Origin of the sequence: Alistipes sp., from assembly GCF_048465575.1 — a bacterium.
Taxonomy (GTDB): Bacteria; Bacteroidota; Bacteroidia; order Bacteroidales; family Rikenellaceae; genus Alistipes.
On the sequence record NZ_DBFWLG010000042.1, the window covers coordinates 260,349 to 273,090 of the forward strand.

Below are 12,742 nucleotides of genomic sequence, written 5' to 3' on the forward strand. Positions count from 1 at the left end.
TCCCGGCCAAACCCCGCTGCCGGAGGAGGGTGCCGACGGACACGGCAACTAACCTAAACAACCAAAACCTATGCAAAAAACTATCCTCTTTTTTCTGTGCGCTTTGCTGGGGAGTGCGCTTGCGGGATGCTACGAGAACGACTCGTCGGGTCCCGACATGGTCGATCCCTGGCTGCGCGAGCGCACGCCGCTCAACCTGCGGCTCGAAAGCCAGATCGGCGCGGCGGTCATCACCGACGACTGGCGGGACGATGCACACGGCCGTATCCGCGTACAACTCGTCACGGGCGGCATCAGCGACCTGAAGCGGGTGAAAGTCGTGGCCATCGACCTGCAATACAACGCCACGGCCTCGATCCGTGAGGGCAGCACGCTCGACATGAGCACCGGGGAGGGCACGTTCGTGGTGACAGCCGAGAACGGCGAGACCCGCCAATACTCCGTTTCCTACGATCCGTTCCGCGAACCGCTCGAGGGGGTCTATGTTTTCGATCCCGTCGGCGGCATTCTCGACGGCAGCGCTCCCAAGAGCTCGTTGGTTTTGGTCGGCGGCTGGGACGGGGCGGTGGTCATGTCCACGGTCATGGACAAGTCGTGGCACTGGGGTAACGGTTACACCCCGGCCGACGAAGAGGACAACACGGTCAGCTTCCAACTGGCAAGGGTCGACGAGACTTCGGGCGTAAGCTACGGCACGACGCTCAACTTGCCGGGACCCGACGGCAAATACGCCAACTACCTCTTCCAGAACAACCCCCAAAAGGACGTCAACGCTTTCTACCGGATCATTCCCAAGGGCAGGAGCCGCTGGTCGAAAGGCGACGACGGCATGATCGTCTTCTATGCCTGGGACGATACTCAGTACGCCGAACCGCTCTTCAAGGTGGGGCAGCTCGAGGCGGGCAGCTACGATTTCTGGGGCAAGACCGTTTCAGTGCCGCACTTGTCGTTCTACCGCTCGTTCCCCGGGCCCTACGACTGGATCGACAACAACTGGCCCGACGACCGCTGGTTCGTGCACAACATCCGCAACACGTTCTACCTGATGAAAAAGTCGTCCGACGCTCCGCTGGAGGACCACGACGAGTTGTTGAAAAACGAATACTAATCCGAAACGCCATGTTTTTGCATTCCATTCCGATACAGTGGCGGCGTATGCCCTACCTGTTGACAGCGTGCGCCCTCCTCTCGCTGGCAGGCATTTCCTGCGGCGGCAGCGACATCGAAATCCCCCCCCCCACCGGCTTCCGGGGGCGGTCAGGACAATCCGGGAGGGGGCGATAAACCCGATCCCGAACCCGATCCAGGCCCCGATCCCGAGCCCGAAACGGTCCGTCTGAAGCTGATCGATCCGGCCGCGACGGACCAGACCCGCGCCCTCTTCTCGAACCTCTGGGCCATTGCCTCCCGGGGTTTCATGTTCGGTCACCACGACGACCTCTGGTACGGCCGCTACTGGTACGACGAGCCCGGCGGCTCCGACACCAAAGCCGTCGCCGGCGACTACCCGGCCGTCTTCAGCGTCGATCTGGCCACGGTCATGGACGAGCGTTCCGCCTACGAATCCGACCGAAAGGAGAACGCCATCCGCCGCCGCGTGATGCTCGAAGCCTACGAGCGCGGCGAGGTGATCGTCGCCTGCTGCCACCTCGACAATCCCCTCACGGGCGGCGACTCGTGGGACAACTCCTCGACGGGCGTCGTGCGTGCGATTCTCGATCCCGCAAGCGCCGTACACGCCACCTATCTGGGGTGGCTCGACCGCCTGGCCGATTTCGCCCTCGATCTGAGGGCCTCCGACGGCACGCCCGTTCCTATCGTTTTCCGTCCCTATCACGAACATACCCAGGAGTGGTCCTGGTGGGGTGCCAAGTGCACCACCGAGCAGGAGTTCATCGACCTGTGGCGCATGACCGTGCGTTACCTGCGCGATACGCGCGGGGTGCACAACCTCCTCTACGCCCTCTCCCCGCAGATGGACTCGGAGTACGCCGACGCCCGAGGCCGCCTGCTCTTTCGCTGGCCCGGCGACGAGTGGGTCGATTTTCTGGGCATGGACTGCTACCACGGGCTCAACACCGCGGCTTTCCGCTCCAATCTGAAAGCCCTCACGCAACTCTCGCGCGAGAAGAAAAAACCGTGCGGCGTCACCGAGACGGGGCAGGAGTCTTTCACCAAGGCCGACTACTGGACTCAGTGCATCCTCGCGCCGCTGATGACCCAGCGCGTGTCGATGGTCGTTATGTGGCGCAACAAGTACGTCGCGGACGAATCCGACAAGCATTTCTATTCGGTCTATCCGGGCCATGTTTCCGAAGCGGATTTCCGGGCCATGTATGCGCGGCCGCGGTCGTTGTTCAGCGGCGACCTGCCCGACATGTACCGCCCGGCCGACCACGTGACGGTCGAATGATCCTCCCAAGCAAAAACCTAAAACAACTAATCCTATGGTAAGATTCTTCAAAACGTCCCTGCTCTGCGCTCTTTTGATCGCCCTGGGATGCGTCGCACCCCGGCGGGCGGCGGCGCAGACGCGGGAGGTCGGCGGAACGGTGCAGGATGAGAAAGGAACCGCATTACCGGGTGTCACGATCCTCGTGAAAGGAACGGCGAACGGAACCGTCTCGACGGCCGACGGCAGCTATTCGATCCGGGTCGCGCCGGGCGACGAACTCGAATTCTCGTTCATCGGCTACGCATCGCGGACGGTGACGGTCACGACGCAAACCGTCATCGACGTCACCTTGCAGGAGCAGTCGCTCGTGGCCGAAGAGGTCGTCGTGACGGCCTATGCGGTGCAGAAAAAGGTGAACGTCACGGGTTCGATCTCCCAGGTCAAGGGTACCGATCTGGTCTCCACCCCCGTGGCGAACATTTCCAACGCCCTGATCGGCAACTCCCCGGGCGTGAGTGGCCTGCAAAGCTCCGGCGAACCGGGACACAACGCCGCCAATATCCGCGTGCGCGGCGTCTCGACCTACGGATCGGCCAGTCCCTTGATCGTCATCGACGGCGTGGAGCAGCCTTCGGAGCAGGCCATGGCCGAGCTGAACTCGATGGATGCCAACGAAATACAGGGCATCAGCGTCCTCAAAGACGCCTCTTCGACGGCCGTCTACGGCATCCGCGGCGCCAACGGCGTGATTATCGTTACCACCCGCCGTGGCAACACGGGCACCCCGACGGTCAATTTCTCGATGAACTACGGCTTCACGCGCGCATCGAACATCCAGAAAGGCACTTCCTCCTACGAGTACGCCCTTTTGCGCAACGAGGCCATCCGCAACGACCAGCGCAGTTTCGCCGGCACGGAGAGCCTTTCGACCTATATCTTCGACGACTACGACCTCTGGAAATTCAGGAACAATCGCGACTATACGCCCGTCGAGGTGGATGCCAAGGCCAACCTCTCGCCCGAGAAACGCGCCCTGCTCAAGAACCAGCCCGCGCTCTACTACGCCAACCGCGACCTCTACAAGGAGATGTTCGACCGCACGGCGCCCCAGATGCAGGTCAACCTCAACGTGGCGGGTGGTACGCAGCGCGTCAAGTATTTCGTCTCGTTCGGCTATTTCTCGCAGGAGGGCATCACGCGCGACGTGCACTACCACGATGCCAATACCGGGTCGAAATTCGACCGCTACAATTTCCGGTCGAATTTCGATATTTCGGTAGCCAGGAACTGGAAGATTTCGATCAACACCGCAGGTCAGTTCGGTCAGACGCAGGGACTGGGCAGCGACCAGGACCCCTACGACCTTTCGGCCCGTTACAAGGGCATCATGCAGTATATCTACGACGGAAATCCCTTCATCTCTCCGGGCATGATCGAGGGTCGGCTGGTCGAAGGCTTCGCCGGTACGGCGGGTTCCGAGCAGAACCCGCTGGCCGTCAAGACCGGCAGTCAGCTGGGGGCTCAGAACGCCGTGGTCAGCTTGCTGCGCGCGGGTACGAACACGATCTTCAACTCGCTTTTGGACAACACCATCAAGCTGGAACATACGATGGACTACCTCCTGCACGGCCTGCGCATCTACGGCACGGTCAACTACCAGGACAACTACAACCGCATCGTCAAGTACAAGCCCTCGATCCCGACCTACTCGGTGCAGCGCAACCCCGAGGACCCGACCGTTTTGGACTTTTTCGGCGGCGGCATGGGGGCCGGCTCGTTCAACTCGTGGGGTTACAGCAATTGGAACAAGCTCTACCTCGATGCGGGCATCGACTGGCAGGCCGGATTCAACGGACATAACGTTTCGGCGCTCCTGCTGGCCAAGGCTTCGCGCTACACGATGCCGGGCGACTCGTACAACGTTCCTTCGGGGGTCATGGGCTTCGTGGGCCGCGTAACTTACAACTACAAGGACCGCTACATGGCCGAGTTCAACGTGGGTTACAACGGCACGGAGCAGTTCGCCGAGGGGCGCCGCTTCGGCTGGTTCCCCGCCTTTTCGGTGGGCTGGGTCCCCACGGCCGAGAAGTTCATCCCCCGCAACGACTACCTCACGTTCCTGAAGATCCGCGCCTCTTACGGCCAGGTCGGCAACGACCAGCTGGGCGGCAACCGCCGCTTCTACTACCTGCCGAACACCTACAACCTCAACCAGGGCGGCTACTGGCTGGGTAATGCCGACGGATCGTCCCCGAACCCCTACTGGGCGGGTGCCACCGAGGGTGTGATCGGCAATCCCGACATCACCTGGGAGCGGGCCGAGAAATACGACGTGGGTATCGAGGCGCGCTTCTTTGGTGACCGGCTGTCGCTGGTGGCCGACTGGTTCCGCGAGGATCGCCGCAATATCCTCACCACGCTGGGTACGATTCCGGCCATCTACGGCGTAAGTTCCGACAAGGTACCGCCCGTAAATGTCGGCATCACCGAGAACCAGGGCTACGAAATCCAACTTTCGTGGGAGGACCGCATCGGCAACTGGCGCTACTCGCTGAGCGGCGACGTAAGCTACTCGCGCAACCGGATCGTATTCAAGGCCGAGGCCGCCAATCCCTACCCGTGGATGAACCAGACCGGCTTCTCGATCGGGCAGCGCTTCGGACTGGTCAGCGACGGTTTCTTCAACACCAACGAGGAGCTTTCGAACCGTCCCTACAACACCTATACGGCCAACCGGGCCACGCTGGGCGACATTCGTTACGTCGATCTGAACGGCGACGGTCTGATCGACAACAAGGACCGCGCGCCGATCGGCTATCCCAACTACCCCGAGTACCATTTCAACGTCAAGGCGTCGGTGGGGTGGAAGGGTTTCGACCTGAGGGTCCTCTTCATCGGCTCGGCCAACGGCTCCTACTACCTCAACAGCGGTTACACGATGCCCTTCTTCAAGCGTGCCGGCAATGCCTGGAAATGGATGTACGACGGACGCTGGACGGCCGAGCGCTATGCCGCGGGTCAAAAGATCACCTTCCCGCGCATGACTTTCGACACGACCTCGTCGGACAACAACTACCTGGTGAGCGATTTCTGGATGAAATCGAGCAACTATTTCAAGATCAAGAATATCGAGGTAGGCTACACGTTCGACATGACCCGCGGGCGGCTGGCTCGCAGCCGCATCCGCTCGCTGAGGGTCTATTTCAACGCCAACAACGTCTATACGTTCCGAAACGAGCTGACCGACATCGGTATCGACCCCGAGGGCACCGACGGAAGTACCTATATTTATCCGCTGACGAGTGTTTTCAGCTTCGGTGTCAACCTGAAATTCTAATCCGGAGAAGACTATGAAAAAGTTCCTTATTTCAATTTTGATAACGGTGTCGTTCGGGCTGGCCGCCTGCCAGGATACCTTCCTGCAAATGCCCGACACGACCGGCACGGTCGATCTGGACGAGGTTTACGGTTCGGCCAAGAACGCGCGCAGCGCCCTGATGACCTGCTACCGCGAAGCGCTGATCCACGGCCTTCCGGGTGGCTGGGGCGTCGGTCACGGCACGCTGGGCGCCATCAGCGGTGAGATTTCGCGCGGCTATTCGTGGCACGGCACCTACACGATCTCGCAGTCGGGTCTCGATGTGAACGGCACGGATGGCTCCGATGCCGGAGCCGACCATTTCGGCAACAACTGGGCCTATATCCGCCATTGCTTCACCGTGCGCGAGAACATCGACCGCGTTCCCGACATGAGCGCCGAGGAGAAGGGGTGGATCAAGGCCGAGGCCACGGCATTGGTTGCCTACCGCTACATGGGCATGTTCTACCGCTACGGCGGCATGCCCATTGTCCGCAGCTCATTCTCCAACCCCGCCGACCCGGGTGTCTCTGCAGGCCGGGCCTCGTTGCAGGAGACCCTCGACTACATTCTCGAACTCTGCCAGGCGGCTTACGACGCGCTCCCCGAGGGCGACTGGGCCGCGGCCGACGCGGGACGCATGACCCGTGGCGCGGTGCTGGCCATCGAGGCCCGCACGCTGCTCTTCGCCGCGCGGCCCCTGTTCAACTCCGCGACTCCCTACCTGAGCGGCGGACACGACAACCTGGTCTGCTTCGGAACCCGATCCGAAGAGCGCTGGCAGAAGGCGGTCGATGCCAACGAAGCCGTGCTGAGGTGGGCTGCGGAGAACGGCTACGCCCTGATCGACACGGGCGGCGCCGGCACGGGCAATCCCAATCCCCATGCGTTCGACGACTACGCCACGGCGACCTCGACCCCCGCGAATCGGGAGGTGCTCCTGGCCTACAAGTGCGACGAGACGAACCACTGGAACTGGCCCGGAAGCGCCATCTTCTACTACAACAACTACTCGCCTGTCTGGACCAACAACCGCTGGGACACCGACGTTAGCGGGGTGCTGACCAATTTCCTGGAACTCTACTACAAAGCCGACGGTACGGAACTCAGCTGGGCTGCGGTCGGCGAACCGGCGCCCCGCCCGGCCGAGGAGTGGCTGCAAAACATCGAGCAGATCGAACCGCGCGCCAAGGCCGACAACATCTTCATGGGCTTCGATGCCTTCAACAACGCGGGTCATTCGAGCTGGTCGGCGAACAACTGGGGCCGACAGACCTCCAATGCGGGGAAAAAGACCGCTTTCCCGGCGGCTATCGAGACCGGAAAGGGGTGTGCCGCTCCGACCAAATTCTACTACAAGGCCGGCACGCGCGTCTGGTTCGAGTTCCCCCTGTTCCGCCTGGCCGAGACCTACCTGAACCTTGCGGAGGCCTACAACGAGCTGGGCAACGCCTCCAAGGCGCTCGAAAACCTCAACCGGGTACACAACCGGGCGGGTCTTCCGGCTATCCGCCAGACCGATCAGGCCGCACTGCGGCAGATCATCCGCCGCGAACGGGCCATCGAACTCTACCGCGAAAACCACCGCTACTACGACGTCAAGCACTGGAAAGACGAACGCATCGGCGACGGCATCCTCGGCGGCGACATGCGCGAGTTGCAGTTCAAGATCCGCGAGGACCACTCGGGCAGCTTCAACCTCGCCTCGGGCATCGAGTCGTGGTGGGATGCGGTGACCTATACCGCCTACTGGAATCCGAGAATGTTCCTCGAGCCCATTCCGCAGTCGGAGATCAACAAAGGCACGCTGGCCCAAAATCCGGGCTATTAGTCCCGACGGTTTTTCCCTAAAACAATCACGATTATGAAGAAACTTATCATCATAGCGCTGCTCCTTTCGGGGATCGCCCTGCCGGGCGCCGCCACGGCGGCCGGGACGACGGAGACCGGGGCTGCCGCCGACACGCTTCTCCCGGCCGGCCCGGCGGTTCCGGGAGCGCTTTTCACCACCTCCCGCAACCGCACGACGGGGGCTCTTTCGACCGCCGCCGGCGAGACCCTGCGACGGAACACGGCGCCCAACCTCACCAACAGCCTGGCCGGTCAGCTGGAGGGGCTGACGCTCTTCCAGGGCTCGGGCGAACCGGGCAACGACCTGGCGTCGTGGCTCATCCGCGGCATCGGCTCCTACGGCAACGCCGGTTACAATTCGGCCAAAATCTTCGTCGACGGCTTCGAGGTCAATGCCGGCTACATCGCCTACCTCTCGCCCCAGGAGATCGAGCGCGTCTCGGTGCTCCGCGACGGTGCGGCGCTCGCGCTCTTCGGCGAGCGGGGCGCCAACGGCGTCTTGTGGATCGAAACCAAACGGGGCCGGATCGGTCCTGCCACCGTGAGCGCTTCGGTGCGCTTCGGGTTGCAGCAGGCCACGGCGCTGGCCGAACCGCTCGACTCCTACGGCTACGCTTCGCTCTACAACCAGGCCGTCAGCAACGACCAGGGCCGCTGGGCCCCGGCCTACGACGAAAAGCAGCTCGAAGCCTACCGCAACGGCTCGGGGACCAACGTGAACTGGAAAGACGAAGCGCTGCGCGACGCGGGCTATACGATCGACGGCGACGTGGCATTCCGCGGCGGCAGCCGGGTGGCGCGCTACAACGTCATGCTCAACTACCTCAACCAGCAGGGGCTGTACGACGTCAAGAACAGCGACGCGCGGTCGAACCGCACTTACGAGCGCTACAACCTGCGGGCGAACCTCGATTTCACGCTCTTCAAGTTCATCGACGCGCGCGTCGACCTGGGAGGCCGCATCGAGCGGGGCAAGCGGCCCAACATCTCGACCGACGACCTCTTCTACAACATGGCCCGCTACCCGGCGAACATCTACGAAATCTGGGACGACGCCGAGCGGACCCGCTGGTCGGGCACCTCGGTCTACAACAGCAACCCCGTGGCGTCGCTCAACGCCCTGGGGTGGCGGCAGACCCAGTCGCGGGTGTTGCAGGGCAATTTCAGCCTGACCGAGCGGCTCGATTTCATCACCCCCGGGCTCTACCTGATCGAAGCCTTTTCGTTCAACACCTACACCAAGAGCGGCTACTCCAAGACGCGCAACTACGCCCGCTACCACAACGGCGTGCGAACCACTACCGACGAGGACACCTCGCTCCAGGCGAGCGGGTACGGATCGGATGGCATGGAGGACTGGAAGCAGGGGCGCATCACGCTGGGCTACGACCGCACGCTGGGCCGCCACGCCCTGACGGGAGCCGTCGATTTCCACCTCTCGGCCTACAACGGCGACGGCTATTTCTCCTATAAATACCGCTATGCCAACCTCAACGGGCGCTTCAACTACGCCTACGACGACCGCTACGTGGCCGAGTTCGGCTTCTCCTATTTCGGCAACGACGCCTTCGCCCCGGGCAACCAGTGGGCGTTCTACCCCTCGGTCTCCGCGGCCTGGGTCCTCTCGAACGAGGCCTTTCTCAGGAATTCGAAGACGCTGAACCTCCTCAAGCTGCGCCTCTCGTACGGCCGGAGCGGGTTCGCCGACTCGGGCGCCACGGGCGTGCTGTCGAATTTCTCTTCCAACGGCCGCTACCTCTTCAAGGACTACTACACCGACTCCTACGTCGGGTCGTTCTACATGGGCGCCGGCGAGGGGGTCTGGCAGAGTTCGCTGGTGCACATGTTCCTCTCCAACCCCGGCCTCCATGCCGAGAAGAGCAGCAAGTACAACGTCGGCATCGACGCCGAACTCTTCGGCAACCGCCTGCGGCTCTCGGCCGACGCCTTTCTGGACAAGCGCACCGACATCCTTACGCTCGACAACTCGATGATGGGCTACTACGGCAAGAACTATTCGTTCGAGAACATCGGCCGCATGACCAACCGCGGATTCGAGGCCTCGCTCGTCTGGACCGACCAGCGCGCCCGCTGGGGGTACTCGGTCAACGGATCGGTCTCGTTCAACCGCAACAAGATCGACTACATGGCCGAGGTGGCCCCCGCCTACGACTACAACGCCCAGACGGGCCGTCCCTACGGCACGCTGATCGGCCTGGTGGCCGACGGGTTCTACGACGTGGACGATTTCGAGGCCGACGGCTCGCTCCGCGAGGGGCTTCCGCAGCCCATGTTCGGCTCGGTGCAGCCGGGCGACATCCGCTACCTCGACCTCGACCGCAGCGGCTTCGTCGACCAGAACGACATCACGAAGATCGGCAAGTCGCCCTACCCCGAGTGGACCTACTCGCTGGGCGCGGCGTTCAACTACCGCGGCTTCGATGTGAGCTTCCTCCTGCAGGGCATCGCCGGGGCGTCATTCAACCTGCTCGACAACGCCGTGCAGACCCGTGCTTTCGTCGACAACGGCAATGCCTACCCGCTGGCACGCGGCGCCTGGGCCTACTACCCCGACCAGGGAATCGACACGCGCGCCACGGCGACCTACCCGCGTCTGACGACCCAGAGCAACGAGAACAACTACCGGCTCAGTTCGTTCTGGGTCCGCAGCCGCAATTTCCTGCGTGTGCGCCACATCGAGGTGGGCTACAATTTCCATTATCATGCCGGGCTCCGTGCGGCGGGCATCTCCAACCTGCGCATCTACCTCAATGTGACCAATCCGTTCACGGTGAGCAAGCTCCTGTCCGATTACGACCTCGATCCCGAGCTGCTCTCCTACCGTTATCCGGCGCTCAAATCCTACAATGTCGGCGTAAGCCTCACCTTCTAACCTGACTACGATGAAATCCAACAACCTGTTCCATTCGTTCCTCGTCGCGGCGCTCCTTGCGGGGGGCACCTCGTGCAGCGAATTTCTCGATACGAGTCTCGATCAGAACGAAACCGGCGAGTCGATCGAGACGACGCGCGGCACGCTGTGGAAATTCGGCAACGCGTTCTATACGCCCCTTTCGAACGGCTTTACGGCGCTCGATTCCAACCTCTTCGCCGCCGCTACCGACGAGGCGCAGCAGACGCGCGTGCAGAGCGACGCGAGCTATTTCAACAAGGGCGTGCTCAACGCCAACCTCAATCCGCTGTCGGGCAACTACACCGACTGCTACGAGGGCATCCGCGCAGCCAATTTCTTCCTCGATTATACCTCCGACGGCAAAGGCGAGAAGATGGTGGGCATGAACCGCGACACGATCAACGACCGGCCCAACTACCTCAAGGACCTCGCTTCGCTGCACTGGTACCAGGCCGAAGCGCACGTGGCCCGGGCGTGGTACTACGCCGAGCTTATCAAGCAGTACGGAGGCGTTCCGATCGTCGAAACCCCCTATGCCGCGGGGCGTTTCGTCGCCCGCTCCTCTTACGAGGAGGTGGTCGAATACATCGTCCGCGAGATCGACGACTGCAAGGACCGGCTGGCCGTGGACTGGAGCGATTACTCCGAGCGTAGCGGGCGCTTCACATTGGGGGCCGCCCTGGCCGTCAAGGCCCGCGTGCTGCTCTACGCCGCCTCGCCCCTGCACAACCCGCAGAACGACCGCACAAAGTGGGAGCGCGCCGCCGCGGCCGCCTGGGAGATCATCTCGCACCCCGATCTCGATTACGCCCTCGATGGGGACTACGGCGCCTATTTCCGGGGCAACCGTTCGCTGTCGAGCCCCGAGACGATCTATGTCGTGCGGCGCGATCAGTCCAATTCGCTCGAACGCAACAACTACCCCGTCGCCACGCCGGGCGGAGGATCGGGCGTCACGCCCACGCAAAACCTCGTCGAGGCCTACGAATATGTCGGCGACCCCGTCCCGGGCGATCCTTACGCCAACCGGGACCCGCGTCTTGCGGCCAGCGTGGTGACCAACGGCTCGACGTGGAACGGCCGCGTCATCGACCAGGCCCCGGGCGGTTCGGACGACCGGTCGGCCCCGAACGCCAGCAAGACGGGTTATTACCTCAAGAAGTTCCTGACCGACGAATTGAACCTCACGCAGGACGCCAAGGCGCAGCACAACTGGGTTGCCTACCGCTACGCCGAGGTGCTGCTCAACTACGCCGAAGCGATGAACGAAGCCTACGGACCCGTCGCGGCTCCGGGCGACTACACCCTCACGGCGCTCGATGCGCTGCAACTTGTCCGCGACCGCGCGAGCCTCGCTCTCGAACCCGTCACGACCACCGACCGCGACGAACTGCGCAAGGCCATCAAGCACGAACGCTTCGTCGAACTGGCTTTCGAGGATCACCGTTACTGGGACCTGCTGCGCTGGAAGGATGCCCTGGAGGTGCTCAACCGTCCCGTGCGCGGGGTCGAGGTCCGTAAGACCGCCGACGGATGGAGCTATACCGAGATCACGGTGGCCTCCCGCACCTTCCTCGAACGCAACTATTACATGCCATTCACCCGCTCGGAGGTGGTCAATTCGAACAACACGCTCCGGCAGAACCCCGGGTATTAAATCTACAAGAAGATGAAAAACAAACTCATACTGCTCTTCGCAGCCCTCTGCACGCTGGCCTTTGCGGCCTGCGAGGGCGATGGCGATGCCGATTACGGATTCGGCAAGATCTACATGCCCCAGGCCGTCTCGACCGGGGGACTGAACAACTCCTACGCCGTACCCTCGGGCGGCGGCGAGGACACCCGCAATTTCCGCATCGAGCGCGGCACGGTCCGGGTGATCCTGGGCGTCATGCGCTCGGGCAAGCTCTCCGACAGGCGGGGTTACACGGTCGAGGTCTACACCTCCGACGAGGATACGGCGGCAGCCGTGGCTGCTTATGGCGGCGAGGCGATGCCCGCGGGACTTTGCAGGCTGCCCGACGCGGTCTCGGTACCCGAAGGCCGGGCGGGCGGAACGTTCTACCTCGACATTCCCGTCTCGGCCCTTTCCGGGCCCGAATATGCCGGGCGAAAGTTCGTCATCTCGGTGGGCATCCGCAACCCTTCGGCCTGGGAGCTGGCCGCGACGGGTACCCGCACGGCCGTGATCCTGGATGTCGATGCCCTGAAAGCCCTGCTCTGA

At 62.7% G+C, this 12,742-nt stretch carries 7 protein-coding genes; all 7 read left to right on the forward strand.

Annotated features, from left to right (window positions below; translation table 11 throughout):
* Positions 1-70: 70 nt before the first annotated feature.
* The 7 genes from ACMQ11_RS11935 to ACMQ11_RS11965 all read left to right on the forward strand — a co-directional run bounded on the left by ACMQ11_RS11935 (position 71) and on the right by ACMQ11_RS11965 (position 12,742).
* Positions 71-1,108: a hypothetical protein gene (locus ACMQ11_RS11935; RefSeq protein WP_418993001.1), complete on the forward strand. Its 1,038-nt coding sequence runs from the start codon at positions 71-73 to the stop codon at positions 1,106-1,108.
* 228 nt (positions 1,109-1,336) lie between these two features.
* A complete protein-coding gene (locus tag ACMQ11_RS11940; protein WP_418993039.1) occupies positions 1,337-2,413 on the forward strand; it encodes a glycoside hydrolase family 26 protein in 1,077 nt (358 codons plus the stop codon).
* A gap of 34 nt (positions 2,414-2,447) precedes the next feature.
* Entirely contained in the window at positions 2,448-5,732 is a 3,285-nt protein-coding gene (locus tag ACMQ11_RS11945; RefSeq protein ID WP_418993002.1) for a SusC/RagA family TonB-linked outer membrane protein, read from the forward strand.
* A gap of 13 nt (positions 5,733-5,745) precedes the next feature.
* Complete coding sequence (locus tag ACMQ11_RS11950; RefSeq protein WP_418993003.1) at positions 5,746-7,584, forward strand: RagB/SusD family nutrient uptake outer membrane protein; 1,839 nt, start codon at positions 5,746-5,748, stop codon at positions 7,582-7,584.
* A 33-nt stretch (positions 7,585-7,617) separates the two neighbouring features.
* Entirely contained in the window at positions 7,618-10,497 is a 2,880-nt protein-coding gene (locus ACMQ11_RS11955; protein WP_418993004.1) for a SusC/RagA family TonB-linked outer membrane protein, read from the forward strand.
* 10 nt (positions 10,498-10,507) lie between these two features.
* Entirely contained in the window at positions 10,508-12,175 is a 1,668-nt protein-coding gene (locus ACMQ11_RS11960; RefSeq protein WP_418993005.1) for a RagB/SusD family nutrient uptake outer membrane protein, read from the forward strand.
* A 12-nt stretch (positions 12,176-12,187) separates the two neighbouring features.
* On the forward strand, positions 12,188-12,742 hold the full coding sequence (locus ACMQ11_RS11965; RefSeq protein WP_418993006.1) for a hypothetical protein: 555 nt from the start codon (positions 12,188-12,190) through the stop codon (positions 12,740-12,742).

Coding starts and splice junctions, on each gene's coding strand:
- ACMQ11_RS11955 (WP_418993004.1), top strand. CDS start 7,618: ATGAAGAAACTTATCATCATAGCGCTGCTCCTTTCGGGGATCGCCCTG.
- ACMQ11_RS11960 (WP_418993005.1), top strand. CDS start 10,508: ATGAAATCCAACAACCTGTTCCATTCGTTCCTCGTCGCGGCGCTCCTT.
- ACMQ11_RS11935 (WP_418993001.1), top strand. CDS start 71: ATGCAAAAAACTATCCTCTTTTTTCTGTGCGCTTTGCTGGGGAGTGCG.
- ACMQ11_RS11950 (WP_418993003.1), top strand. CDS start 5,746: ATGAAAAAGTTCCTTATTTCAATTTTGATAACGGTGTCGTTCGGGCTG.
- ACMQ11_RS11965 (WP_418993006.1), top strand. CDS start 12,188: ATGAAAAACAAACTCATACTGCTCTTCGCAGCCCTCTGCACGCTGGCC.
- ACMQ11_RS11945 (WP_418993002.1), top strand. CDS start 2,448: ATGGTAAGATTCTTCAAAACGTCCCTGCTCTGCGCTCTTTTGATCGCC.